Origin of the sequence: Halomonas borealis (assembly GCF_004798905.1) — a bacterium.
In the GTDB taxonomy this organism is placed as follows: Bacteria; Pseudomonadota; Gammaproteobacteria; order Pseudomonadales; family Halomonadaceae; genus Halomonas; species Halomonas borealis.
Genome location: NZ_SDMO01000001.1, coordinates 352027 through 376196 on the forward strand (window position 1 = coordinate 352027; position 24170 = coordinate 376196).

At 66.3% G+C, this 24170-nt stretch carries 21 protein-coding genes and 4 tRNA genes; 8 read left to right on the plus strand and 17 right to left on the minus strand.

Going from position 1 to position 24170, the window contains the following annotated elements; translation table 11 throughout:
• Window positions 1-30: 30 nt before the first annotated feature.
• From ETC07_RS01635 to osmF, 4 genes are read right to left on the minus strand one after another with little or no spacing between them, the layout of a single operon-like run.
• Window positions 31-783, minus strand: a complete 753-nt coding sequence (locus tag ETC07_RS01635; protein ID WP_240724531.1) for an ABC transporter permease — start codon at window positions 781-783, stop codon at window positions 31-33.
• Complete coding sequence (locus tag ETC07_RS01640) at window positions 776-1720, minus strand: ABC transporter ATP-binding protein (protein WP_136246763.1); 945 nt, start codon at window positions 1718-1720, stop codon at window positions 776-778. The genes ETC07_RS01635 and ETC07_RS01640 overlap by 8 nt, the downstream gene beginning before the upstream one ends.
• The gene (locus tag ETC07_RS01645) at window positions 1717-2895 is read right to left on the minus strand and encodes an ABC transporter permease (protein WP_136246764.1); all 1179 of its coding nucleotides are present in this window, start codon (window positions 2893-2895) and stop codon (window positions 1717-1719) included. Before ETC07_RS01645 ends, ETC07_RS01640 begins: the two co-directional genes overlap by 4 nt.
• Window positions 2892-3836, minus strand: coding sequence for a glycine betaine ABC transporter substrate-binding protein OsmF (osmF, locus tag ETC07_RS01650; RefSeq protein ID WP_136246765.1), 945 nt, complete (start codon window positions 3834-3836; stop codon window positions 2892-2894). The genes ETC07_RS01645 and osmF overlap by 4 nt, the downstream gene beginning before the upstream one ends.
• A 97-nt stretch (window positions 3837-3933) precedes the next feature.
• On the opposite strand from osmF, the gene ETC07_RS01655 reads away from it, so the two are divergent.
• Window positions 3934-4896, plus strand: a complete 963-nt coding sequence (locus ETC07_RS01655) for a DUF1853 family protein (protein WP_136246766.1) — start codon at window positions 3934-3936, stop codon at window positions 4894-4896.
• Window positions 4897-5063: 167 nt separating this feature from the next.
• The gene (locus tag ETC07_RS01660) at window positions 5064-5300 is read left to right on the plus strand and encodes a hypothetical protein (RefSeq protein WP_136246767.1); all 237 of its coding nucleotides are present in this window, start codon (window positions 5064-5066) and stop codon (window positions 5298-5300) included.
• Between the two features lie 171 nt (window positions 5301-5471).
• On the opposite strand, the gene cysS is transcribed toward ETC07_RS01660, so the two are convergent.
• Together cysS and ETC07_RS01670 are read right to left on the minus strand one after the other, a co-directional pair.
• Complete coding sequence (gene cysS, locus ETC07_RS01665; protein ID WP_136246768.1) at window positions 5472-6878, minus strand: cysteine--tRNA ligase; 1407 nt, start codon at window positions 6876-6878, stop codon at window positions 5472-5474.
• Between the two features lies 1 nt (window position 6879).
• Entirely contained in the window at window positions 6880-8559 is a 1680-nt protein-coding gene (locus ETC07_RS01670) for a glutamine--tRNA ligase/YqeY domain fusion protein (protein WP_136246769.1), read from the minus strand.
• A 152-nt stretch (window positions 8560-8711) separates the two neighbouring features.
• On the opposite strand from ETC07_RS01670, the gene ETC07_RS01675 reads away from it, so the two are divergent.
• Both ETC07_RS01675 and ETC07_RS01680 read left to right on the plus strand, forming a co-directional pair.
• Complete coding sequence (locus tag ETC07_RS01675) at window positions 8712-9218, plus strand: peptidylprolyl isomerase (RefSeq protein WP_136247012.1); 507 nt, start codon at window positions 8712-8714, stop codon at window positions 9216-9218.
• 77 nt (window positions 9219-9295) lie between these two features.
• Window positions 9296-10054 carry a UDP-2,3-diacylglucosamine diphosphatase gene (locus tag ETC07_RS01680; protein ID WP_136246770.1) on the plus strand — a complete coding sequence of 253 codons (759 nt, stop codon included), beginning with the start codon at window positions 9296-9298 and terminating at the stop codon, window positions 10052-10054.
• A gap of 29 nt (window positions 10055-10083) precedes the next feature.
• Here the strand turns inward: ETC07_RS01680 and ETC07_RS01685 are convergent, their stop codons facing one another.
• The 11 genes from ETC07_RS01685 to ETC07_RS01735 all read right to left on the minus strand — a co-directional run bounded on the left by ETC07_RS01685 (window position 10084) and on the right by ETC07_RS01735 (window position 20559).
• On the minus strand, window positions 10084-11121 hold the full coding sequence (locus ETC07_RS01685; protein WP_136246771.1) for a CobW family GTP-binding protein: 1038 nt from the start codon (window positions 11119-11121) through the stop codon (window positions 10084-10086).
• 128 nt (window positions 11122-11249) lie between these two features.
• Window positions 11250-13070: a SurA N-terminal domain-containing protein gene (locus ETC07_RS01690; protein ID WP_136246772.1), complete on the minus strand. Its 1821-nt coding sequence runs from the start codon at window positions 13068-13070 to the stop codon at window positions 11250-11252.
• A gap of 178 nt (window positions 13071-13248) precedes the next feature.
• Window positions 13249-13521 (minus strand): HU family DNA-binding protein, encoded by a 273-nt coding sequence (locus ETC07_RS01695; protein ID WP_136246773.1) that lies wholly within the window; start codon window positions 13519-13521, stop codon window positions 13249-13251.
• A 177-nt stretch (window positions 13522-13698) separates the two neighbouring features.
• On the minus strand, window positions 13699-16107 hold the full coding sequence (lon, locus tag ETC07_RS01700) for an endopeptidase La (RefSeq protein WP_136246774.1): 2409 nt from the start codon (window positions 16105-16107) through the stop codon (window positions 13699-13701).
• Between the two features lie 165 nt (window positions 16108-16272).
• Window positions 16273-17550 carry an ATP-dependent Clp protease ATP-binding subunit ClpX gene (gene clpX / locus ETC07_RS01705; RefSeq protein ID WP_136246775.1) on the minus strand — a complete coding sequence of 426 codons (1278 nt, stop codon included), beginning with the start codon at window positions 17548-17550 and terminating at the stop codon, window positions 16273-16275.
• Between the two features lie 76 nt (window positions 17551-17626).
• Window positions 17627-18247: an ATP-dependent Clp endopeptidase proteolytic subunit ClpP gene (clpP, locus tag ETC07_RS01710; RefSeq protein ID WP_136246776.1), complete on the minus strand. Its 621-nt coding sequence runs from the start codon at window positions 18245-18247 to the stop codon at window positions 17627-17629.
• Window positions 18248-18480: 233 nt separating this feature from the next.
• Window positions 18481-19836, minus strand: a complete 1356-nt coding sequence (gene tig, locus ETC07_RS01715) for a trigger factor (protein ID WP_136246777.1) — start codon at window positions 19834-19836, stop codon at window positions 18481-18483.
• A gap of 282 nt (window positions 19837-20118) precedes the next feature.
• A tRNA-His gene (locus ETC07_RS01720) sits at window positions 20119-20193 on the minus strand.
• A 23-nt stretch (window positions 20194-20216) separates the two neighbouring features.
• Window positions 20217-20291, minus strand: a tRNA-His gene (locus tag ETC07_RS01725).
• 46 nt (window positions 20292-20337) lie between these two features.
• Window positions 20338-20414: transfer RNA gene (locus ETC07_RS01730), tRNA-Arg, on the minus strand.
• Window positions 20415-20482: 68 nt separating this feature from the next.
• Window positions 20483-20559 (minus strand) — tRNA-Pro (locus tag ETC07_RS01735).
• A 238-nt stretch (window positions 20560-20797) separates the two neighbouring features.
• On the opposite strand from ETC07_RS01735, the gene folD reads away from it, so the two are divergent.
• The 4 genes from folD to ETC07_RS01755 all read left to right on the plus strand — a co-directional run bounded on the left by folD (window position 20798) and on the right by ETC07_RS01755 (window position 24086).
• The gene (gene folD, locus ETC07_RS01740) at window positions 20798-21658 is read left to right on the plus strand and encodes a bifunctional methylenetetrahydrofolate dehydrogenase/methenyltetrahydrofolate cyclohydrolase FolD (protein WP_168709144.1); all 861 of its coding nucleotides are present in this window, start codon (window positions 20798-20800) and stop codon (window positions 21656-21658) included.
• Between the two features lie 84 nt (window positions 21659-21742).
• The gene (locus tag ETC07_RS01745; protein ID WP_136246779.1) at window positions 21743-22216 is read left to right on the plus strand and encodes an S-ribosylhomocysteine lyase; all 474 of its coding nucleotides are present in this window, start codon (window positions 21743-21745) and stop codon (window positions 22214-22216) included.
• A 210-nt stretch (window positions 22217-22426) separates the two neighbouring features.
• Complete coding sequence (gene mtnN, locus ETC07_RS01750; RefSeq protein ID WP_136246780.1) at window positions 22427-23161, plus strand: 5'-methylthioadenosine/S-adenosylhomocysteine nucleosidase; 735 nt, start codon at window positions 22427-22429, stop codon at window positions 23159-23161.
• Between the two features lie 4 nt (window positions 23162-23165).
• Window positions 23166-24086, plus strand: a complete 921-nt coding sequence (locus tag ETC07_RS01755; RefSeq protein ID WP_136246781.1) for an alpha/beta hydrolase — start codon at window positions 23166-23168, stop codon at window positions 24084-24086.
• Window positions 24087-24170 lie beyond the last annotated feature (84 nt).

Below are 24170 nucleotides of genomic sequence, written 5' to 3' on the forward strand. Positions count from 1 at the left end.
TGTCATAGCCCCTCGGCGAGACCCACGCGATCATGTCAGCGTCGGCTGTAGCCGAGCGAACAGGCTGTCCACGGTCAGCGCCAGCAGGCCGATCAGCAGCGCGCCCTGCAGCACGTAGGCGGTATTGCCGTTGACGATGCCCGAGATGATCGGGTCGCCCAGGTTGCTGGCGCCCACGGTGGCGCCGATCGCCGCGGTGGCGATATTGATGGTCACCGAGGTGCGGATGCCGGCCAGGATCACCGGGGCGGCCAACGGCAGTTCCACCTGACGCAGCAACTGGCCGCCGGTCATGCCCATGCCGCGGGCCGCCTCGCGCACGCCAGGATCGATGCCCTCGAGCCCGGCCAGGGTGTTGCGCACGATCGGCAGCAGCCCGTAGAGCAGCAAGGCGACGATGATCGGCAGGGTGCCGAAGCCCAGCACCGGGACCGCCAGCGCCAGCACCGCCACCGGCGGGAAGGTCTGGCCGATCGAGGCCAGCTGGGCGACCAGCGGCAGGAAATCGCGTCCGGCGCGGCGCGTGACCGCCACCGCGGCCCCGACACCCAGCGCCACCGCGGCGAGCGACGCCACGGCGACGACGAACACATGGCGGCCGAGCAGGACCAGGAAGTCGGCTCGGGCATAGACGACGCGGCGGCTGTCCGGCTCGACCAGGCGGAAGAGCCCCTGCAAGGACTCCATGCCCAGGCAGGCGCCGAGCAACAGCGCCGCCCACAACACCGGCGCCAGCCAGCGCCTCCGCGCGCCTCCCCGCAGGATGCCGGTCGCCTCACTCATGGGAGCGGGCCCCCACCAGGCGGCGCAGCGACAGCTCGCCGATGGCCATGCCCTGGTCGTCGATCACGACCAACCGCTCGGCGTGGCGCCACAGCATCATCGACAGCGCCTCGCGTAGGGTCGCATGGCGCGAGATGCGCTCCCCGGGCAGAGGCTTCGCGCCTAACGGCATCATCCGCTCGCCGACGGTCAACAGCGCCGCCTCCTTCAGGCCGCGATCCTCGCCACCGAGCAGCGATGCCACGAAACCGTCGGCGGGCTCGCGCAGCAACGCGAGCGGATGGCCCTGCTGACGAATGCGTCCCTGATCCATGACCACCAGCCGATCGGCCAGTCGCAGCGCCTCGTCCATGTCATGGGTCACGAAGACGATGGTCTTCTGCAGCCGCGCCTGCAGCTCACGCAGCTCGTGTTGGAGGGTCTCGCGGGTGATCGGATCCAGCGCCCCGAAGGGCTCGTCCATCAGCAGGATATCGGGGTCGGCGGCCAGCGCTCGCGCCACCCCGACCCGCTGCGCCTGGCCGCCGGACAGCTGGCGCGGCATCTTGTCGGCGAACTCGTCCATCGGCAGGCCGAGCATGGTCATCAGCGACTCGACCCGCGCATGGATGCGCGACGCCGGCCACTTGAGCAGCCTCGGCACCAGGCCGATGTTGCGCGCCACCGTCCAGTGCGGGAACAGCCCGGTGCTCTGGATCGCATAGCCCATGCGCCGGCGCAGGGTCTCCTCGCGGAAGCCACGGATCTGCTGACCATCGATATGGATCTCGCCGTCGCTGTGCTCGATCAGGCGATTGATCATGCGTAGGGTCGTCGACTTGCCGCACCCCGAGGTGCCGACCAGCACACTCAGCTCCCCGGGCGCCATGCGCAGCGAGATGTCATCCACCGCGGTGGTCTGGCCGAAGCGCTTGGAGACGCCGATGAGTTCGATCATGAAGCCGCTCCTTGGCGCAGCCGGTCGCTCAGGGCACCGAGCAGGGCATCGGCGACCAACGCCATGACCAGGATCGGCAAGGCACCGAGCAGGACCATGTCCATGGCGGCCTGCCCGAGCCCCTGGAAGATGAAGGTACCGAGGCCACCGGCCCCGATCAGCGCGGCCACGGCGGCAAGCCCGATGGCCTGCACCGTGGTGATGCGAATGCCTTCGAGGATCACCGGTGCGGCCAGCGGCAGGCGCACCTGGCGAAATATCTGACCGCGGCTCATGCCCATGCCGCGGGCCGCGTCGATCACCCCGGTGTCCACCTCATCGAGGGCCACGAAGGTATTGCGCACCATCGGCAGCAGGCTGTAGCCGACCAGCGCCAACAGCGCCGGCGCCCAACCGATGCCGCTCACGCCCAGCGCCGCCAGCCACTCGACGTGGGCGGCCAGCCAGGCGAGCGGCGCCAGCAACAGGCCGAACAGCGCCAGGCTGGGGATCGTCTGCAGGGAGTTGAGCAACGCGAAACCGAGGGTCCGGCAGCGAACCCAACGGCGCATGGCCAGGGCGATGGCCACCCCGAGCAACAGGCTGATCGCGACGGCGGCGCCGACCAGCAGCAGGTGCTCGCCGATGGCGGCGATGAAGCCGTCACGGCGCGCGAGCAGTTCCTGGCGCAACGCCAACGGCTCGAGCCCGCTGGCAAGCCAGACGGCGAGGCTCATGAGCGGTGGCAACAACAGTGCCCCGCCCAGCAGGCGTGGCAGTGCCAGCCGCGTGCGCAGCTCGACCATCGCCAACAGCAACAGGAACAGCGCCACCCAGACGCCGGCGCCGATGCCCAGGCGCGCCTGGGGCATCTCGGATTCGATCAGGCGTGCCGCGGCCAGGGCGAGCCAGGCCGGCAAGGCCGCGAGCATCGCCACCACCAGCCCCAGGGCCAGGCGTAGATGCCGCCGGGAAGGCCGCCAGGCCAGGGCCAGCATGGCGAGCATCGGCGCCAGGCTGGCCACCAGGCCCGGCCAGCCGGCGACATCCCAGGCGCCATGCCCCTGCCCGGACACGATACGATTCGGCGCCACGCTGACCGCATCGAACACCACCCAGGCCAGCAGCCCCGCCAGCCCCAGGCTCAACAGCACCACGTTAGGACGAGCCCCGCCAGGGTTCAGCGCGTCGCTCATTCGTCCAGGCTGTCGAGGAAGTCCGATGCCACCTGGGCCGGGGCGCGCCCATTGACGGCCACGTCACCGTTGAGGCGCTGCAGGGTGTCGCGATCCAGCGCCGCGAAGACCGGTGCCAGCAGGGTCTCGATCCGGGGATAGGCCTCGAGCACCTCGCCGCGCACCACCGGCGCCGGCTGGTAGACGGGCTGCACGCCCAGGCTGTCATCCAGCACCATGAGATCCAGGGCCTTGAGCCCGCCGTCGGTGCCGTAGGTCATGGCGGCGTTGACGCCGCTGGTCTGGCGCGCGGCGGCCCGCATGGTGGCGGCGGTGTTGCCGCCGGAGAGCACCAGCAGCTCATCCTCGGAGAGCTCGAAGCCATAGGCCTCCTGGAAGGCCGGCAGCGCCTGGGGCGACTCGACGAACTCGGCGCTCGCCGCCAGCTTGAAATCGCCACCCTCGTTCAGGTAGCCGGCCAGGTCCTCGAGGCTGGTCAGGTCGTGCTCGCGGGCCAGCTCGCCGCGCACGCTGATCGCCCAGGTGTTGTTGGCCTCGGCGGGCGCCAGCCACACCAGGTCGTTGGCCTCGCGGTCCTTCTGCCTGACGGTCTCGAGGGCCTGTGCGGGATCCTTCCAGGCCGCACTGTCGGTCATGTCGAAGAAGAAGGCGCCGTTGCCGGTATATTCCGGATACAGATCGATCTCGCCGGCGGTCAGGGCACCGCGCACGATGCTGGTGACACCCAGCTGCAGGCGGTCCTCCACCGGGATATCACCGGCCGCCAGGCGCTGCAGGATCAGCTGCCCCAGCACCGAGCCCTCGGTATCGATCTTGGAGGCGACCACCACCGGCGCCTGAGCGGCGTCCGAGGCGCTCTCTTGTGCGAGGGCCTGTGTCGTGGTCAGGCTCATCAGGGTCGCCGCCACCGCGGCGGTGAAGCGTGTCAGTGCTGGCTGCATGAATACCACCCAGTTCCCGATTGAATGTATGCTGGAGTATAAGGCCTGTATAGCTTCGCTGTCAGAGCCCCACCTCAAACGCCCGGAACGAGACCGCATGCCGCCCTTCCGTGACGACCTTCGCCCCTGGCGCCATCCGCTGGTACGCGACCTGGCCTGGCTGCTGCAGGCCCCGGACCTGGTGACCCTCGACACGCCCGGCCGACCCGACCGGCGCTGCCTCGGCCTCGAGAGTGACGCGGCCCTGGTCGACTATCTGGCGCCGCTGGATGCCGCCCCCGCTCCCCTGGTGCGCTACGTCGGCAGCTCACTCGAGGGACGCATGGGGCATTATCACGAGCGCCTGTGGCAGTTCCTGCTCGAGACGGCGCCGCAGACCCGGCTGCTCGCCAACAACCTGCCGGTGCTTCGGGAACGCCGTACCCTGGGAGAACTCGACCTGGTCTATGCCGAGGCCCCCGACCCTGCCCCGGTGCATCTCGAGGTCGCCATCAAGTACTACCTGGGGCTCCCCGAGGGCCCGGGACGCGACGATGATCAGGCCCGCTGGGTCGGGCCCGGCGGGCTGGATAGCCTGGCCCTCAAGCGCCATCACCTGGCGCATCACCAGCTGCCCCTGGCCCAGCGCCCGGTGGCCCTGGAGGCGCTGGCCGAACGGCTGGGCGGGCCCATCCCCCGGCTTCGCCAGCGCCTGGCCATGCCCGGCGTGCTGTTCTACCCCTGGCATGCCCGCCTGCCCGCGCCGCGCGGCGCCACCCCCGACCACCTGCATGGCCACTGGCTTCACTGGCGCGACTGGCCGCGCTGGTGCGCCGAACTGCCCGAGACACCGCGTGGCGCCTGGCTCTGCAAGCCCCACTGGCTGGCCCTGCCGCCCGACGAGCAATTGACCTCGCTGTCGAGCCTGACGCACCGCCTGCGGCTGCACTTCGCCCATGGCGGCGCCCCGCTACAGCTCTGCCTGCGGCTGGGCCGGCCGGCGTCTCCCCTCTGGCGACGGGTGATCGTGGTCGACGATGCGTGGCCCCATCGGCTCCCGCTGCCACCGACCGACGACTGAGACGCTGACGACACCCTGACACCGCGCGTAACTAAAATTTACAAACGGCGTTCCTAAACTATGCTGTCGATAAGGACCGAGCGACGGTGGCCTCTGCAGCGCCGACGCTCGCGAACCGACGACAGGCGACGGTGAGTCGCTTCCCAGCCATTCGGAGGGATGCCCTCATGAACATCGACGCGCGGATCGCCCCGCACTGGCAGCATATCCACGCCGACTGGTGGCAGGACCACCGGGGTAACGACATCCATCGTGTCGCCATCGATGATGATGCCGTCTATCACTGCCACCTCGCCGGCTCGTCACTGCCCTGGAACGCGGTCGCCCGCAGCCTCGCCGAGGCCATGGCGCTGGTCGATGCCGCGCCGCCCGAACGGCGGCCCCTGGTGGCCCCGCGCCCCTGAGCCACGCGGGCCAGCCCTCCGACACGACGGCGCCCGGCCTATAGCCGGGCGCCGTCACTCATCATGCTGGCGATCACCTTCCAGGGGCGATGCCCGCAACAACGCCAGGCCGCTATCGCAGGCGGCACGCGCCGCCTGCGTCCCCCGGCGAGATCCATCGCCGGCGCGCCGTCATTCGCCCGGTGCCTCGAACACCCAGCCCGTCCCCTCGCGGCTGTCCTTGAGCACGATGCCGAGCGCGGCCAGCTCGTCGCGGATGGCGTCGGCGGTGGCGAAGTCACGGGCCTTCTTGGCCTCGCCGCGCGCGACGATCCTTGCCTCGATCGCCTCCTCGGACAGCGGAAGCTCACCGCCGGCGCCCTTCAGGAAGGCCGCCGGCGCCTGCTGCAGCAGGCCGAGCACGCCGCCCAGGCGCTTGAGTTCGGCGGCCAGGGCCGGCGCCTGCACGGGTGCCTCCTGCTTGGCACGGTTAAGCTCCCGGGCCAACTCGAACAGCACCGACACCGCCTCGGCGGTGTTGAAGTCATCGTCCATGGCCGCGGTGAAGCGCGCATCGAAGCGAGCGTCGACCTCGCCTGACGGCGCCTCCATGTCGTCGAGCGCCAGCCCTTCCAACGCATTGTAGAAACGCTCCAGCGACTTGCGGGCATCGGCCAGCGAATCCGGCGCGTAATTGATCGGGCTGCGGTAGTGGCTGGACACCAGCAGGTAGCGCACCACCTCGGCATCGTGATGCTCGAGCACATCGCGGATGGTGAAGAAGTTATCCAGCGACTTGGACATCTTCTCGTGGTTGACCCGCACCGCGCCGGCATGCATCCAGGTGTTGACGTAGGGCTTGCCGGTAGCGGCCTCGCTCTGGGCGATCTCGTTCTCGTGGTGCGGGAAGGTCAGGTCCGGCCCGCCGCCATGGATATCGAAGGTCTCGCCCAGGCAGCAGGTGGACATCGCCGAGCACTCGATATGCCAACCAGGACGCCCTTCGCCCCAGGGCGAGGACCAGCTGGCCTCCGAGGGCTTGGCGGCCTTCCACAGCACGAAGTCGAGCGGGTCTTCCTTGTGTTCGTCGACATCGACCCGGGCGCCGGAACGCATGTCGTCCAGGTCGCGGTTGTTGAGCTTGCCGTAACCATCGAACCGGCGGACCCGGTAGTAGACGTCGCCATTGGCCGCCGCGTAGGCGTAGTCCTTGTCGATCAGCGTCTCGATCATCGTCACGATCTCGTCGAGATGCTGGGTGGCGCGCGGCTCGGCGTCCGGACGCTGCACCCCGAGGCGGCCCTCATCCTCGTGCATGGCATCGATCATGCGCTCGGTGAGCGTCGCGATGGTCTCGCCGTTGTCGTCGGCCCGCTTGAGGATCTTATCGTCGATGTCGGTGATGTTGCGCACGTAGTTGACGTCATAGCCGCGGGCCCGCAGGTAGCGAGTAATCACATCGAAGGCCACCATCACCCGGGCATGCCCCAGGTGGCAGTAGTCGTAGACGGTCATCCCGCAGACGTACATGCGGACCTTGCCCGATTCGATGGGCGTGAAGGTTTCCTTGCGGCGCGTCAGGGTGTTGTAGATCTGCATGTCAGCCCTTCTTCTTGGCCTTGGCCCAGCCGTCCTTGAGCCCCACGGTGCGATTGAAGACCCGCTTGCCCGCCTCGCAGGCATGGCGATCGGCACAGAAATAGCCGACCCGCTCGAACTGGAAGCGGCTCTCGGCCGTCGCCTCGGCGAGGCTCGGCTCACCCATGGCGTGAACCACGCTCAGCGACTCGGGATTCAGGTGCTCGAGGAAGTCGGCATCCTTGTCCTTGTCCGGCTGTTCGACCGTGAACAGGTTGTCGTAGAGACGCACTTCCATGGGCACCGCATGGGCGGTGCTGACCCAGTGGAGTACGCCCTTGACCTTGCGACCCTCGGGGTTCTTGCCCAGCGTATCGAAGTCCACCGAACAGCGCAGCTCACTGACCTCGCCAGCCGCATCCTTGATCACCTCGTCGCAGCGAATGACATAGGAGTTGCGCAGCCGCACCTCCTTGCCCGGCGCCAGGCGGAAGAACTTCTTCGGCGGCTCTTCCATGAAGTCGTCGCGGTCGATGTAGACCTCGCGAGTGAACGGGATCTGGCGCACGGCCATGTCCTCACGGGCCGGATGGCCCGCCACCTGATAGGTCTCCTCATGGGACTCCGGCACGTTGGTCAGCACCACCTTGAGCGGCTTGAGCACGCACATGGCACGCGGCGCGTTGTCCTCGAGGTCGGAGCGGATGGCGTGGTAGAGCATGGCGATGTCGACCAGACCGCCGTCGGCACGGGTCACGCCGATCATCTCGCAGAACTTGCGGATCGAGGCCGGGGTATAGCCACGGCGACGCATGCCGGAAATGGTCGGCAGGCGCGGGTCATCCCAGCCGTCGACGATGTCCTCGTCGACCAGCAGCTTGAGCTTGCGCTTGGAGGTCAGGGTGTAATTCAGGTTCAGCCGGGCGAACTCGATCTGGCGCGGCTTGGCCGGCACCGGCAGGTTATCGAGGAACCATTCATAGAGCGGACGATGATCCTCGAACTCCAGGGTGCAGACGGAGTGGCTCACGCCTTCCAGGGCATCGGACTGGCCGTGGGTGAAGTCGTAGGACGGATAGATCTTCCACTTGTCGCCGGTCTGGTGATGCGAGGCATGGCGGATGCGGTAGAGGATCGGGTCGCGCAGGTTGATGTTGGAGGCGGCCATGTCGATCTTGGCGCGCAGCACCTTCTCGCCTTCGGCGAACTCGCCGACCCGCATGCGTTCCAGCAGGTCGAGGTTCTCCTCGACGCCGCGCTCGCGATAGGGGCTCGGCGTGCCGGCCTCGGTGAGCGTGCCGCGATACTCGCGCATCTCCTCCGGCGAGAGGTCGTCGACATAGGCCTTGCCTTCACGGATCAGGTGCTGGGCCCAGGCGTACAGCTGGTCGAAGTAGTCCGAGGCGAAACGCACCTGGCCCGCCCACTCATGGCCCAGCCAGCTGACGTCCTCCTTGATGGCATCGATATAGGCCTGCTCTTCCTTCGCCGGATTGGTGTCGTCGAAGCGCAGATGACAGTCGCCACCGAACTGCTCGGCGAGCCCGAAATTCAGACAGATCGATTTGGCATGGCCGATATGCAGGAAGCCGTTGGGCTCCGGCGGGAAACGGGTGATGATCTTCCCTTGCCGGCCGGCCTCGATCTCTTCGCTGATCTGGTTGCGAATGAAGTTCGGTGCGCTGGTGGTCTCGCTGGTCATGTTGATTGGGCAACCTCTGGTGGAACGCGGGCCTGTCGTCGCAACGCCGCGGGCCTGACCACGGCTTCGCGCATCGACGCAAAACGGCTATTATAGCGTCACCTGCCCATAGGGCGCCAAGGCATCCCGCTTCGAGAAGACAGGACACCATGATGATCATCTTGCAGACCAACTTCGGCGACATTCATATCGCGCTGAATCACGACAAGGCGCCGAAGACCGCCGCCAACTTCGAGCAGTACGTACGCGACGGCTTCTACGATAACACCCTCTTCCATCGGGTCATCGATGGCTTCATGGTCCAGGGCGGCGGCTTCGACCTGGATTTCAACCAGAAGCCGACCCGCGATCCGATCGAGAACGAGGCCGACAACGGCCTGACCAACACCCGCGGCACCCTGGCCATGGCCCGCACCCAGGACCCGCATTCCGCCAGCTCGCAGTTCTTCATCAGCGTCGCCGACAACGACTTCCTCAACCATCGCGGCAAGAACCTGCAGGGCTGGGGCTACTGCGTGTTCGCCGAAGTGGTCCAGGGCATGGACGTGGTCGACCGCATCAAGGATGTGGCCACCACCCGCCGCGGCATGCACGCCGATGTGCCGGCCGAGGACGTGATCATCCAGCGCGCCTATGTCCAGGACGCCGCCGAGGCCTGAGACCGCCCCGAGCCACAGCCGCGCACCCGCCCACCGGCGGGTGCGCGGTCTTTCCTCCGCCGCCCACGAGAGACGCCATGTCGACCCTGCTGATCTCCGATCTTCATCTGCACCCCGGCGCCCCCGACATCACCGAAGGCTTGCTGAACTGGCTTGAGACCCGCGCCCCCGGGGCCGAGGCCCTGTATATCCTCGGCGACTTCTTCGAGGCCTGGATCGGCGACGACCTGCTCGACCTCGGCGCCGCCGACCCGAGCGGCACCGCCGAGCTCGCCTCGCGCATCGCCGCGGCCCTGAAGCGCCGCGCCGACGCCGGCACCGCCATCTACCTGATGCACGGCAACCGCGACTTCCTGCTCGGGGAGCGCTTCGCCGCCGCCGCCGGTGCGACCCTGCTGGCCGACCCCAGCGTGGTCACCCTCGGCGACGAGCGCGTGCTGCTGATGCACGGCGACAGCCTGTGCACCCTGGACGAGGCCTACATGAGCTTTCGCGCCAAGGCCCGGGACCCGCAGTGGCAGGCCCAGATCCTGGCGATGCCGATTCCCGAACGCCTGGCGCTGGCCAAGCAGCTGCGCGACCAGTCCGGTGAGGCCAACTCCAACAAGGCCGAGGACATCATGGACGTGACCCCCGACCAGGTGGTCCAGGCGCTGCGCGACCACGGCGTGACCACCATGATCCACGGCCACACCCATCGCCCCGCCGTCCACGAGCTGGAACTTGATGGCACGCCGGCGCGCCGCTACGTGCTGGGCGACTGGCAGCCGCAACGCGGTTGGGAGATCGAGATCGAGGCCGGCCAGCCGCCGATACTGCGCGACTTCCCGCTGTAGCTACCCTGGCGCCTGAGGGCCCCGCTCGCTCAGCGGCGGCAGGCGGCCAGCCCCGCCTCGAGCCCCTCGGCCTCTGGCATCGCCGCCGAGTCGGCGATCAGCTCCAGGCGCGAATCGCGGCGCCAGGCGCTGGGCGCCAGGGTGGCGCGACCCTGCGCGCGATCGTAGCTTCGCCAGCCGGCATCGGTATGCAGCACCGCCTTGATGCGCAGCGCCCGCGGCAACGCCTCCAGAAACGCGGTCAAGGCATCCAGGCAGAACACCTCCTCGGCATGCCAGCGCCATCCCAGGCTGCGATGCCCCAGAGACTGGCCGACCTCGCGGCAGGGCCTGCCCGGGCTCGGTTCGCGACCGGGCGCCCCCGCCAGCTCCAGCGTCGGCGCGGATAGCCCCTCCGTCGCCGACGGGACCCGATGATCCGCGGAGCGCGACACCGAGTCGACATCCTCACGATGCCCCTGCCCGCTCAGCAGCCGCTCGACGGGCAGGCTGCCATGAGGCGCCTCGACGACCCAGCGCTTGGCCGGCCATAGTGCCGCCAGGTAGTCACGGGCCGCCGCCCGCTGGGTCTCATCGGCCAGATCGGTCATCGTCAGCGCCACACCATCGGCCATGGCCAACTGGTCGCGGAAGGTCTCGTGCTCCCGAGCCCGAGCGTCGTCGAGGCGTCGCGGGTCGAGCAACGCCACGATGTCCTGCACCGCCAGGGCCTCGCCGAGCCCCTCGTCGCGCAGCAGGTCGAGCAGGCCCGCCGGGTGCCCAAGCCCAGAGGGCTCGATCAGCAGCCGGTCGGGGCGGTGGCGATGCAGCAGATTGACCAGTGATGCCTGCAGCACGAAGGCCAGCTGGCAACACAGGCAGCCGCCGGGCAACCCCTTGACCACCACATCATCACGGGACTCGAACAGCGCCTGATCGATCCCGACCCGGCCGAACTCGTTGATCACCACCGCCCAGCGCTCCCCAGGCGGCTTGTCGTCGAGCAGGCGGCGAATCAGGCTGCTCTTGCCGCTGCCGAGGAACCCGGTGATGACATGGACGGGGATCGGCTCCCGAATCGACGACATGGCGCACCTCGCAGGTTGGAGTCGACAAAAATGTTATTTTATAACAGGTTGAACCCATAAAAAAACGCGCACCACCGCTCGGTGATGCGCGCTTCCACGTCGACGCCAGGCCGACGACGGGGAGCCGACTAGAGCCGCGTGACCTCGGCCTGCTCACGCAGATGCTCGAGCAGGCCGTTGACTGCCGCCTGAGAACGCAGCTGACGCGCCATGCGGGCCACGAAGGCCTCGCTCTGTTCATTGGCCTCGCCGGCGGTTACCGCCGACAGTCCGATCAGCACGACCCGCTGGCCATCACTGGCGCGGCCGTAGACGGTCTCGCCCTCGGTCGGATGCGGCAGGCGGAAGGCTTCATCGATCACCGGCTGGGCGAGATCGCCACCCGACTGACGGCTCAGCGACTCGGTACGCTGCCAGTCGAGCCCCGGCGCCTCGCCATCACGCAGCGAGGTCAAAAGCTCATCGGCTCGAGACTCGAGCGCCTCGCGGGTCTTGGCGTCGGTCACCGCGGCGACGACACGCTCACGCACTTCCTCAAGCGGCAGCGTGGTGGCATCGCGATGCTCCATCGCCCGCAGCACCATGCGACGGTCCTCGCCCAGCTCGATCACCTCGCTGTTGAAGCCCTCTTCCAGCACATCATCGGCGAAGGCCTGACGCATCACACCGGGCTCGGCGAGCACGCCGTCGGCGGCGTCGCGGCTGACCCAGCCGCTCTGCTGGCGCTCGAGGCCGAGCGAATCGGCGACACTTGCCAGGTCCTCGGCGGCGAAGCTCTCGTCGATCAGCTCCTGAGCCTTATCGTTGAAGGCATCCTCGACCTGCTCCTGGGCCACCTCTTGGCGCAGATCCTCACGCGCCTGTTCGAACGACGGGCGGTCGAGCCCGGTGACCTTGATCAAGTGCAGGCCGTTGTCGGTCTCGACGATATCCGAGACCTGCCCCTTGCCGAGGGCGAAGGCCGCCTCCTCGAAGGCCTCACCGAAGAATCCGCGGCCGATCACGCCGAGATCGCCCCCCTCGTCACTGGTGGACGTATCATCGGAGAACTCGGCGGCCAGCTCGGCGAAGGATGTTCCCTCGGCCAGGCGTGACTGGACGTCATCGAGGCGCGCCACGGCGTCCTCGCGGGAGCGCTCATCGCCGATACTCACCATGATGTGGGAGACCCGCCGATCGGCGTTGGCCGCCCTGTCCTGCCAGGCCTGACGCAGGTCATCTTCGGAGACTTCCACGCCTTCGGCCATGGCCTTCCGGTCGAGCACCACATAGGCCAGCTTGACCTGCTCGGGACGCTGATAGTCGTCGGCATGCGCCTCGTAGTAGGCCTGAAGATCGTCCTCGCCGACCTCGGGCGCCTGAGTGAGGTCCTCCGGCGTCAACGCATAGTGGCGGAAGGTCCGTGCCTGGCGCTGCAGTTCGGCCAGGCGCTGCTGCTCGCTCGGCAGGCTGAACTCGCTGATCGCCAGCCCCTGCTGGAGCTGGCGACGCTTCATGTCCTCGCGCAGCTGGGCACGGAAGGCGACCGGCGTGAAGCCGGCACTGGCCAGGCGATTCCTGAACAGCTCGCTGTCGAAGCGGCCGTTGGCGTCCTGGAAGTCCGGTAGGGTGACGATCAGCTGGTCGATCTGGGCGTCGGACAGGTGCAACCCGCCTTGCTCGGCATATTGGGTCAGCAGCTGATTGGTGACTAGGTTATCGAGCGTGTCGGCTCGCAGCTGGCGCTCCTGCTCGGGCGGCACCTGGCCACTGCGGATGGCGCGCTGCACCTCGAGTTCGACCTGCTGTCGCATGATCGGCTCGCCGTTGACCTTGGCGACCTCCTCGCCGTCGCTGTTCAGCAGCCCCACCAGGGACTCCACGCCGAACAGGGCCATGGTCACCACCACGGCACCGACCAGGATCTTGGCGCCCCAACTGGTGGAGCGGTCACGAATACTTTGCAGCATGCAGGCCTCTGCGGATCTTGTGGGTCAGGACGCACATCTTACATGCGTACACACTGGCCACGCGACAGGATGAGCGCAGCGCGCCCGCCCCGACGGGGCCCCGAAACAGAACAGGCGCACCGCGACAGCGGTGCGCCTGTAGGGAAACGTCATTCAGGATAACGGCCTAGCCGTATCCTTAGTTGACGGAATCCTTGAGCGCCTTGCCGGCCTTGAAACTCGGCACCTTGGCGGCGCTGATCTCGATCGGATCACCGGTCTGCGGATTACGGCCGGTACGCGCGGCACGCTCCTTGACGGTGAAGGTGCCAAAACCCACCAGAGAGACACTATCGCCCTTCTTCAGGCTATCGGCCACGGTGTCGACCATGGCATCCAGCGCGCGGGAAGCGGCTGCCTTGGGAATATCGGCAGACGCAGCAATGGCTTCGATCAGCTCGGACTTGTTCACACTTCACCCCTTGACTGTTACGTAAATTGGCTCTAATCGGCGATACTTGCGGCTGACTGACGCGATCACAGCATGGCGGTAGTTTATAGCAATGCGATGAAAGACGTGTCAAGCAACCTTCCCTGACAACTCCCACCACTCCGGGGTTTTTACCCCGGAAAGTAGAGAAAAATGTCGTCAGTGTGTGCTGATCATCGAGTGAGAAGAAGCCTTGTCTTCTACTCGAGATTCTTCATCCTGACGCCCAAGCTTTTCGCTCAGGGCCACCTCGAGGACGTCGTCGATCCAACGCACGGGACGGATATCGAGTGCCTGTTTGATATTATCCGGGACCTCTTTCAGGTCTCGCCGGTTCTCCTCCGGAATGAGCACGGTCTTTATACCACCACGCCTGGCCGCCAGCAATTTCTCCTTGAGGCCGCCGATCGGCAGCACCTCGCCACGCAGGTTAACCTCGCCGGTCATGGCCACGTCGCAGCGCACTGCGCGACCCGCATAGGCCGAGATCATCGCCGTCACCATGGCGACCCCGGCGCTGGGGCCATCCTTGGGCGTGGCGCCCTCAGGCACGTGGATGTGCAGGTCTTCCTTCTCGAAGCGCTCGGGATCGATACCGAAGCTCGCGGCACGAGCCCGCACCACGGTCTGGGCCGCACTCACCGATTCCTTCATCACATCGCCAAGCGAGCCGGTCTTGTCGAGACGCCCCTTGCCCGGCGTCACCACCGACTCGATGCTGAGCAGTTCGCCGCCGACCGAGGTCCAGGCAAGGCCGGTGACGCGGCCTACCTGATCTTCCTGGTCGGCCAGGCCGTAACTGTAGCGACGCACGCCGGCGTAGCGCTCGATATCGTCGGCCGCGAGGCTCAACGACGCCTGGGCACCCTCCTTGCCCTCCTCCTCGATGCGCTCGCGCAACACCTTGCGGCAAACCTTGGCGATCTGGCGCTCGAGCTCGCGTACCCCGGCCTCGCGGCTATAGTAGCGGATCAGCTCGAGCAGCGCCTCGTCGTCGAAGCTGAGCTCGTCTTCCTTGAAGCCGTTGGCCTTGAGCTGCTTGGGCGTCAGGTAACGCCTGGCGATACCCAATTTCTCGTCTTCGGTGTAGCCCGGTAGACGGATCACCTCCATACGGTCGAGCAGCGGCTCGGGGATGTTCATCGAGTTGGCGGTGCAGATGAACAGCGTCTCGGACAGATCGTAGTCCAGTTCCAGGTAGTGGTCGCTGAACTTGTCGTTCTGCTCCGGGTCGAGCACCTCGAGCAGCGCCGAGGACGGATCGCCGCGATGATCCATGCCGACCTTGTCGACCTCATCGAGCAGAAACAGCGGGTTCTTGACGCCGGCCTTGCTCATCTGCTGAATCGGCTTGCCGGGCAGCGAGCCGATATAGGTGCGGCGATGGCCGCGGATCTCGGATTCGTCGCGTACCCCGCCGAGGGCCAGGCGCACATACTTGCGATTGGTGGCCCGGGCGATGGACTGCCCCAGCGAGGTCTTGCCCACGCCGGGCGGCCCCACCAGGCACAACACCGGCCCCTTGAGCTTCTTGACCCGCTTGTGCACGGCCAGGTACTCGAGGATGCGCTCCTTGACCTCCTCGAGGCCGTAGTGATCCTCGTCCAGCACCTTCTGGGCGTGGGCCAGGTCATGGCGGACCCGGGTCCGCTTCTTCCAGGGCACCCCGACCAGCCAGTCCAGGTAGGAACGCACCACCGTCGCCTCGGCGGAATTCGGCGACATCATCTTGAGCTTGCCGAGCTCCTGATTGGCCTTCTCCGCGGCCTCCTTGGGCATCCCGGATTCCGTGATGGCCTGCTCGTACTTGTCGGCCTCGTTGGGCACGTTCTCGAGCTCGCCCATCTCCTTCTGGATGGCCTTCATCTGCTCGTTGAGGTAGTACTCGCGCTGGGACTTCTCCATCTGGTCCTTGACGCGAGAACGGATACGCTTCTCGACCTGCAGCAGGTCGATCTCGGACTCGATCAGCGCCATCAGATGCTCGATGCGGTCGCGCACCCGATCCATCTCCAGCAGCTGCTGCTTGTCGTCGATCTTCAGCGACAGGTGGGCGCAGATGGTGTCCACCAGCCGGCTCGGATCCTCGATGCCCGACAGCGAGTTGAGCACCTCGTTGGGCACCTTCTTGGACATCTTGACGTACTGCTCGAACTGGTTGAGCAGCACACGCACCAGGGATTCCTGCTCGCGCTCGGACAGCGGCTCGCTGTCGCGCAGCACCAGCTCGGCACGGCTGTAACCGTCGTCGACGGCCTGGATGTCGCGAATATCGGCACGCGACTCGCCCTCGATCAGCACCTTGACGGTGCCATCGGGCAGCTTCAGAAGCTGCATGATCTCGGCCACGGTGCCGATGGGGAACAGATCCTCGTTATCGGGATCGTCCTTGCTGGCCTCGCGTTGTGCGACCAGCAGCACGCGCTTGTCGACCTCCATGGCGGCTTCCAGCGCCTGGATGGATTTCTCGCGGCCGACGAACAGCGGGATGACCATCTGCGGATAGACGACCACGTCCCGCAGCGGCAAAAGGGGCAGACTCAGGGTCTGTTCGGCGTTCTGCTGCATCGCAGACCTTCCTCAAACGATCAATGGAGATACCCAGGGAATGGGGGCGATGGCGCGGCATTGCAAGGTCATAGCCGATGACGCGGCAAAGAAAAGGGCCGCTGATGCGGCCCTTGGATCGACGACGCCCATTGGCGGGCGTCGCACCGACGCGAGACGGGCGTCTCAGCCGTCGGTACCGTCGACCTTCGATGCTTCCTGCTGGGAGTAGATCAGCAACGGATCGCTGTCGCCGGCGATGACGGAGGCATCGATCACCACCTTGGAGACGCCTTCCTTGGAAGGAATCTCGTACATGGTGTCGAGCAGCACCGACTCGAGGATGGAACGCAGGCCACGCGCGCCGGTGTTGCGGGCCATGGCCTTGCCGGCCACCGCACGCAGGGCGTCTTCGCGGAAATCGAGCTCCACTCCTTCCATCTCGAACAGCCGGCCGTACTGCTTGATCAGCGAGTTCTTCGGCTCGGTGAGGATCTGGATCAGCGCATCCTCGGTGAGCTCGGTGAGCGTCGCGATGACCGGCAGGCGACCGACGAACTCGGGAATCAAGCCGAACTTGACCAGATCCTCGGGCTCCACGTCCAGCAGCAGGTCGCCGACGCCCTTGGTCTCGTCCTTGCTCTTCACCTCGGCATTGAAGCCGATGCCGCCCTTCTCGGCGCGATCACGAATGACCTTGTCGAGGCCGGCGAAGGCACCGCCGACGATGAACAGCATGTTGGTGGTGTCGACCGACACGAACTCCTGCTGCGGATGCTTGCGACCACCCTGCGGCGGCACCTGGGCCGTGGTGCCTTCGATCAGCTTGAGCAGGGCCTGCTGGACGCCCTCACCGGAAACATCCCGAGTGATCGACGGATTGTCCGACTTGCGCGAGATCTTGTCGATCTCGTCGATGTAGACGATGCCGCGCTGGGCCTTGTCGACGTCGTAGTCGCACTTCTGCAGCAGCTTCTGGATGATGTTCTCGACATCCTCGCCGACATAACCCGCCTCGGTCAGCGTGGTCGCATCGGCGATGGTGAACGGCACATTGAGCAGCCGCGCCATCGTCTCGGCCAGCAGCGTCTTGCCGCTACCGGTCGGGCCGATCAGCAGGATGTTGGACTTGCCCAGCTCCACCTCTTCCTTGGGGCTGTTGCGAAGCCGCTTGTAATGGTTGTAGACCGCCACCGACAGCACCATCTTGGCGCGGTCCTGGCCGATCACGTAGTCATCGAGGGTGTGACGAATTTCGCGGGGGGCAGGCAGACGCTCCTCGTCGCTCTCGGCATCGGCATCGAGCACCTCCTCGCGAATGATGTCGTTGCACAGATCGACACACTCATCGCAGATATAGACGGACGGGCCGGCAATCAGCTTGCGCACTTCGTTCTGGTTCTTGCCACAGAACGAGCAGTACAGCAGCTTGCCGCCTTCGTCCGTGCCTTTGCCGTCGGCCATTCGTGTACCTCTCTCGCAGCGGCGGCCCGCAGGCCGCCGGTAATCACGTAATCAGAGCGTGGTAAATATCACGCTATCAGGATGTCGGCCGCTTATCCAGCATGGCATCGATCAGGCCATACTCCGCCGCCTGAGGGCCGCTCATGAAGTTGTCGCGGTCGGTATCCCGGGCGATCGTCTCGAATTCCTGACCGGTGTGATCGGCCAGAATCTGGTTGAGCTTCTCGCGGATACCGAGGATCTCGCGGGTATGGATCTCGATGTCCGAGGCCTGCCCCTGGTAGCCGCCCAGCGGCTGGTGGATCATCATCCGCGAGTTGGGCAGGCAGTAGCGCTTGCCCGCCGCGCCGCCGGCCAGCAGCAGTGCACCCATGCTCGCCGCCTGACCGATACACACGGTGGAGACGTCGGGCTTGATGAACTGCATGGTGTCGTAGATCGACATCCCGGCGGTGACGGAGCCGCCTGGCGAGTTGATGTAAAGATGGATGTCCTTGTCCGGGTTCTCGGACTCCAGGAACAGCATCTGCGCCACCAGCAGGTTGGCCGTGTAGTCCTCGACCGGCCCCACCAGGAAGATCACGCGTTCCTTGAGCAGGCGGGAATAGATGTCGTAGGACCGCTCGCCGCGTGCGCTCTGCTCGACCACCATCGGCACCAGGCCGCCGGCGGATTGGGTATCGAACTCGTTGCTCATGGTGATGTCCTTGCGTCCGATGTGTGGGGGCGATACCAGAAAGCCCGCCGGGCTTGACTGATCTCGCGAAGGTCACGGATGTGTCATACCGCATCGAGACATGGGGGTGAATAGCGCACTATTCAACGCCGTGGCTCGTCGGGCGTGGGACATCGCGGCGCCAGCGCCGATCAGCCCGCCCCCGGCAGGCCCCGACCCTCCGCGCATCGCGAGCGGAAGGCCGGGAGACGCCATCACGCCTGTGCTTCGGCCTCGTCGGCTTCTTCGCCGTCGGCTTCGCCACCCTGCTGCTGGGCCGCGGCCAGCGCATCCTGGTAGCTCATCTCGACGTCCTTGACGGTCGCCTGAGACAGCAGCACGTCGACGCCCTTCTCTTCGAGGACCGCGGACTTGACCTGATCCTTCATCTGGTCGTTGCCCATGTAGTACTCGACGACCTGCTGCGGGTCCTGGTACTGCTGGGCCAGTTCTTCGACCTTGGCCTTGATCTCGTCGTCGGAGGCGTCGAGCTCGTTGACCTTGATCACTTCGGCCAGCAGCAGGCCGATCTGCACGCGGCTCTTGGCTTGCTCGGCGAACAGCTCGTCGGGCAGCTGGCTGACGTCGAAGTCCTCGCCGAGGCCGAACTGCTGAGCGGCCTGACGCTTGAGACCGTCGGTCTCCTGCTGGACCAGGGCCTGCGGCACCGGGATATCGTTGGCCTGCTTCAGCGCCTCGAGCACCTGCTGCTTGACGCGGTTGTCGATGGCCTGGGTGGACTCGCGGGTCATGTTCTTGGTGATCTCGTCACGGAACTTGGACAGATCACCGTCATCGACGCCGAACTTCTCGACGAAGGCCGCATCGATCTCGGGCAGGGCCTGCGCCTTGATGGCGTTGACCTTGACCTTGAAGGTCGCTTCCTGGCCGGCCAGCTGCTCGGCCTGGTAGTCCTCGGGGAAGGTGACCTTGAGCTCCTTGTCCTCACCGGCCTTGGCGCCGATCAGCTGCTCTTCGAAGCCGGGGATGAAGCTGTTGGAACCGATCACCAGGTCGTGACCTTCGGCGCTACCGCCTTCGAACGGCTCGTCGCCCAGGTAACCCTGGAAATCGATGTTGATCTGATCGCCATCCTCGGCGGCCCGCTCGACGGTTTCCCAGTCGGCGTTCTGCTTGCGCAGGGTCTCGATCATCTCGTCGACATCGCTGTCGGCCAGGTCGACCACCGGACGCTCGACCTCGGTGCCCTCGATCGAGGCCAGCTCGACTTGCGGGTAGATCTCCAGGGTCGCGGTGAACTCGAGATCCTTGCCGGCCTCGTTGACCTCGGCTTCGATCTGCGGGTTGCCGGCCGGGTTGAGGCTCTCGTCGGTGATGGCCTTGACGTAACGCTCGCGCATCACCTCGCCGACCACCTCGTCGCGCACGCCGCTACCATAGCGCTGACGGATCACCGACATCGGCACCTTGCCCTGGCGGAAACCATCCAGGCGCACGTTCTTGGAGGCATCCTTGAGGCGAGCGGCAACGGCATCGTCGATTTCGGCGGCCGGCACCTGCACCTTGATGCGGCGTTCAATCTGGGAGGTCGTATCGACGGAAACTTGCATGAATTGTCCTCTACCGACTGGGGCGTTCAGTGTGTGAAAAGCGCTGCGTGAAAAGCGTCTCGATGTTCAAGGGCAAGGATTCTATGAATCCCGCCCAGCAGTGGCAAGCGCCATGCGCGAAGATATGGGGGCGATGACTCGGCGAGACAAGGGTCGGGCGACGATTCTTCATGCCACGCCGGCATCGATGCCAACCTGGCAAACACAACAAAACCGCCACTCACCGTATTAGGTGGCAGCGCCTGAAATCGTCACGACATCGATACTGAAGAAGGGAGGCAATGGGGTGGATGATGGGGATCGAACCCACGACCACCGGAGCCACAATCCGGGGCTCTACCACTGAGCTACATCCACCACTGCCTGAGGTGCTATCGAAATGGGGTGGATGATGGGGATCGAACCCACGACCACCGGAGCCACAATCCGGGGCTCTACCACTGAGCTACACCCACCATTTCGATATGACTCAACCGAGAGACCGCAAGGTGCCAAACCAGCTGGCGCGCCCAGCAGGAATTGAACCTGCAACCTACGGCTTAGAAGGCCGTTGCTCTATCCGGTTGAGCTATGGGCGCATTCTACGTTCCCGAGCATCTTACCGCAAGCCATGAATTGAATATTTTTCCATTCAATCAACAGCTTGTGGTCGGGGTGGAGGGATTCGAACCCCCGACATCCTGCTCCCAAAGCAGGCGCGCTACCAAACTGCGCTACACCCCGCCGGCTCTTGCACGGCCTCGACGCCGCCGCAGGGACCTCGTCGAGCGCTGCGTATTCTACGGAACTCTCCGCTCGCGTCAAGCCACCATCCCTCTTGTTCAGGATGTTAGCCATCGGCTCGCCGCACGATGCCCTTCCCGGCCGCCCCTCCGCCGAGATAGCTTTGCCTGGACGCCGGCGCATGCGAAAATCGCTCCCTCCTTTCCGATCGTCTTCTTTTCACTCAGAGGGAACCTCGATGTCCGCCCAACTGATCGATGGCAAGTCCGTTGCCGCCCGAGTCCGCCAGCAGGTCGCACGCCAGGTGCAGGCACGTCGCGAAGCCGGCGGACGGGCCCCGGGACTGGCCGTCGTACTGGTGGGGGAGGATGCGGCGTCCGCCGTCTATGTGCGCAACAAGCAGCGCGCCTGCGAAGAGGCCGGCATCCAGTCGATCAAGCATGAACTGCCCGCCGAGACGGGCCAAGCGGAACTCGAAGCGCTGGTCGACCGGCTCAACGCCGACGACGACGTCGATGGCATCCTGGTCCAGCTGCCGCTGCCCGACCACCTGGATTCCCGTCCTATCCTCGAGCGCATCCTGCCGCACAAGGACGTCGACGGCTTTCACCCCTACAACCTCGGACGCCTGGCACAGCGCCTGCCACTGCTGCGCCCCTGCACGCCCAAGGGCATCATCACCCTGCTGCAGGATACCGGCGTGGACGTACGCGGCCTGGACGCCACCGTGGTCGGCGCCTCCAACATCGTCGGCCGCCCCATGGCGCTGGAGCTGATGCTCGCCGGCTGCACCACCACCGTCTGCCACCGATTCACCCGCAACCTCGAGGAGCACGTCCGCCGCGCCGAGCTGCTGGTGGTCGCCGTCGGGGCGCCGGGGCTGGTCAAGGGAGAATGGGTGCGTGACGACGCCATCGTGATCGATGTCGGCATCAACCGTCAGGACGATGGCCGGCTGATCGGCGACGTGGAGTTCGAACCCGCCGCCGCCCGCGCCAGCCACATCACGCCGGTACCCGGAGGCGTGGGCCCGATGACCGTCGCCTCATTGCTCGAGAACACCCTGCTGGCCGCCGAGATGCACGACGGCATGGAGTGAGGCGGACCACCCGGCCCCGTGCACCCGGCGTCGCACTCCGGTAGAATACGCCCCTGACTTTCCACCGACTCGCGAGGCCCATCGATGAGCGACAAGATGAACGTCGAAAGCTTCAACCTGGATCACACCAAGGTGAAGGCTCCCTATGTCCGTCTGGCCGACATCAAGACCGGCGAGCACGGCGATCGCATTCACAAGTACGACATGCGTATCTGCCAGCCCAATCAGGGCCACATGGAGATGCCCGGGCTGCACTCCTTGGAACACCTGATGGCCGAGCACTCGCGCAACCACTCCGACAAGGTCGTCGACATCAGTCCCATGGGCTGCCAGACCGGCTTCTACGTGGCGATGATCAACCACGACGACTACGACGGTGTGCTCGAGCTGCTCGAAGGCACCCTCAACGACGTGCTGACCGCCACCGAGGTGCCCGCCTGCAACGAAATGCAGTGCGGCTGGGCCGCCAGCCACAGCCTGGAAGGCGCCCAGTCGATCGCCCGCGGCTTCCTGGCCAAGCGCGACGAGTGGAGCCAGGTGTTCGGCGACGACGCCTGATCGCCTGCTGCACTTGACCTCCTGGTCGCCGCCGGCGCTCGAGATCTGCATCGAGTCGCGCCTGAACGTCGGTTCCGGCACCCCGGCGGCGGCCCGCCTGCCCTGCGTTCGCCACGTCAATCCGCGCCGCCTTCCAGCGCGGGTGCGCGAGCCGGCATCGCATCCCACTATCGCCCTCCCCTGACGCGCTTTTACGCGGAGAACGGACACATGAAACGCATCGGCATCATCGGCGCCATGAGCCAGGAGGTCGCCCGGCTCGCGGCCATGCTCGAGGACCGCGAGACTCGCACCCACGTCGGCTCTACCTTCCATCAGGGCCGGCTGCACGGCGTCGAGGTGGTGATCCTGCAATCCGGTATCGGCAAGGTCAACGCCGCCATCGGCACCACCCTGCTGATGGACACCTACCAGCCGGAGGCGATCATCAACACCGGCTCCGCCGGCGGCTTCGGCGAAGGCCTGGAAATCGGCGATGTGGTGGTGTCCAGCGAAGTCCGCCACCACGACGTCGACGCCGTGGTGTTCGGCTACGAGCATGGCCAGGTGCCACAGATGCCGGCCGCCTACCTGCCCGATGAGCGCCTGGTCACGGTCGCTCGCGAATGCATCGAGGCGATGAACGAGGTCAAGGTCGTCGAGGGGCTGATCGCCACCGGCGATGCCTTCATGGCCTGCCCGGAACGGGTGGCGCAGACACGCTCGCGCTTCCCCACCATGCTCGCCGCCGAGATGGAGGCCGCGGCCATCGCCCAGACCTGCCATCTCTACGGCTGCCCCTTCGTGGTGATCCGCGCGCTGTCGGATATCGCCGGCGGCGGCGACAACCACCTCTCCTTCGACGAGTTCCTGGACCAGGCCGCCGACCATTCAACCCGCATGGTCACCGCCATGCTGGCCAGGCTTGCCGAGCCCGCGGCCGCCAACGCCCCCGTCGAGGGCTGAGAGCATGATCGGGCGCCGCCTCCGCCTGCTGGGGCTGTCCCTATGCCTGCCCCTGCTGGCCGGGGGCTGCGCCAGCCAACGCAGCACCGATGACGCCCCCGCCAGCACATCGAGCGCGGCGAAGGACGTCGTCGAAGTGTCCTTCCAGCGCCTCGCCGAACAGACCTACACCCCGACGGACTGGCCGGAGCCTCTCGGCGCACGGGTCTACCTGCCCGACACGCCGGGGCAGGCCAGGCGCCCGGCGGCGCTGCTGGTTCACGGCGGCGGCTGGCAGCGCCGCAGCCCCGAGGATATGGCGCCGATCGCCAAACGCCTGGCCGCTCGTGGCTTCGTGGTCGCCAACATCGGCTACCGCTTCGCCCCTCGATACCGTTTCCCCGCCCAGCTGCATGACCTGCAGGTGGCCATGACCTGGCTGCATGATCACGCCGACACCTGGCGCATCGATACCGATCGCATCGCCGGGGTGGGCTACTCGAGCGGGGCCCACCTGGTCAGCCTGCTCGGCGTACAGCACACCGGCGCCCCACTGGACACGCCCTATGGCGGCGACCAGACACGGCTAGCCGCGGTCGTCGCCGGCGGCCTGCCGAGCGACCTCACGAAGTTCGACGATGGTCGGCTGGTGGTGGACTTCATCGGCGGCACCCGGGCCGAGAAGCCCGACGCCTATCGACTGGCCTCCCCGGCCCTCCAGGTGACCCCGGCCACGCCACCGCACTTCCTCTTCCATGGCAGCATGGACGGCCTGGTGCCGGTGGATCACGCCACCGACATGTATGCCCGGCTGGCCGACGCCGGCGTGCCCGCCGAGCTCTATCTGCAGCGGCTACGCAGCCATATCACCGCCTTCCTGACCCGCGACGGCGCCCTGGATGCCGCCCTGGCCTTCCTCGACGAACGGCTCGCGACGGGAGAATAAGCAACAAGCTGCAGCGTGAGATCGCCCGATGCAAAAGAACCCCCGAAGGCCTCGGCCTTCGGGGGTTCTTGTCGCTCGGTGCTT

What these genes read in the sequence shown, in the direction of transcription:
- ETC07_RS01635 (WP_240724531.1), bottom strand. Translation starts at nt 783, where the DNA reads ATGAGTGAGGCGACCGGCATCCTGCGGGGAGGCGCGCGGAGGCGCTGG.
- ETC07_RS01640 (WP_136246763.1), bottom strand. Translation starts at nt 1,720, where the DNA reads ATGATCGAACTCATCGGCGTCTCCAAGCGCTTCGGCCAGACCACCGCG.
- ETC07_RS01645 (WP_136246764.1), bottom strand. Translation starts at nt 2,895, where the DNA reads ATGAGCGACGCGCTGAACCCTGGCGGGGCTCGTCCTAACGTGGTGCTG.
- osmF (WP_136246765.1), bottom strand. Translation starts at nt 3,836, where the DNA reads ATGCAGCCAGCACTGACACGCTTCACCGCCGCGGTGGCGGCGACCCTG.
- ETC07_RS01655 (WP_136246766.1), top strand. Translation starts at nt 3,934, where the DNA reads ATGCCGCCCTTCCGTGACGACCTTCGCCCCTGGCGCCATCCGCTGGTA.
- ETC07_RS01660 (WP_136246767.1), top strand. Translation starts at nt 5,064, where the DNA reads ATGAACATCGACGCGCGGATCGCCCCGCACTGGCAGCATATCCACGCC.
- cysS (WP_136246768.1), bottom strand. Translation starts at nt 6,878, where the DNA reads ATGCAGATCTACAACACCCTGACGCGCCGCAAGGAAACCTTCACGCCC.
- ETC07_RS01670 (WP_136246769.1), bottom strand. Translation starts at nt 8,559, where the DNA reads ATGACCAGCGAGACCACCAGCGCACCGAACTTCATTCGCAACCAGATC.
- ETC07_RS01675 (WP_136247012.1), top strand. Translation starts at nt 8,712, where the DNA reads ATGATCATCTTGCAGACCAACTTCGGCGACATTCATATCGCGCTGAAT.
- ETC07_RS01680 (WP_136246770.1), top strand. Translation starts at nt 9,296, where the DNA reads ATGTCGACCCTGCTGATCTCCGATCTTCATCTGCACCCCGGCGCCCCC.
- ETC07_RS01685 (WP_136246771.1), bottom strand. Translation starts at nt 11,121, where the DNA reads ATGTCGTCGATTCGGGAGCCGATCCCCGTCCATGTCATCACCGGGTTC.
- ETC07_RS01690 (WP_136246772.1), bottom strand. Translation starts at nt 13,070, where the DNA reads ATGCTGCAAAGTATTCGTGACCGCTCCACCAGTTGGGGCGCCAAGATC.
- lon (WP_136246774.1), bottom strand. Translation starts at nt 16,107, where the DNA reads ATGCAGCAGAACGCCGAACAGACCCTGAGTCTGCCCCTTTTGCCGCTG.
- clpX (WP_136246775.1), bottom strand. Translation starts at nt 17,550, where the DNA reads ATGGCCGACGGCAAAGGCACGGACGAAGGCGGCAAGCTGCTGTACTGC.
- clpP (WP_136246776.1), bottom strand. Translation starts at nt 18,247, where the DNA reads ATGAGCAACGAGTTCGATACCCAATCCGCCGGCGGCCTGGTGCCGATG.
- tig (WP_136246777.1), bottom strand. Translation starts at nt 19,836, where the DNA reads ATGCAAGTTTCCGTCGATACGACCTCCCAGATTGAACGCCGCATCAAG.
- folD (WP_168709144.1), top strand. Translation starts at nt 20,798, where the DNA reads ATGTCCGCCCAACTGATCGATGGCAAGTCCGTTGCCGCCCGAGTCCGC.
- ETC07_RS01745 (WP_136246779.1), top strand. Translation starts at nt 21,743, where the DNA reads ATGAGCGACAAGATGAACGTCGAAAGCTTCAACCTGGATCACACCAAG.
- mtnN (WP_136246780.1), top strand. Translation starts at nt 22,427, where the DNA reads ATGAAACGCATCGGCATCATCGGCGCCATGAGCCAGGAGGTCGCCCGG.
- ETC07_RS01755 (WP_136246781.1), top strand. Translation starts at nt 23,166, where the DNA reads ATGATCGGGCGCCGCCTCCGCCTGCTGGGGCTGTCCCTATGCCTGCCC.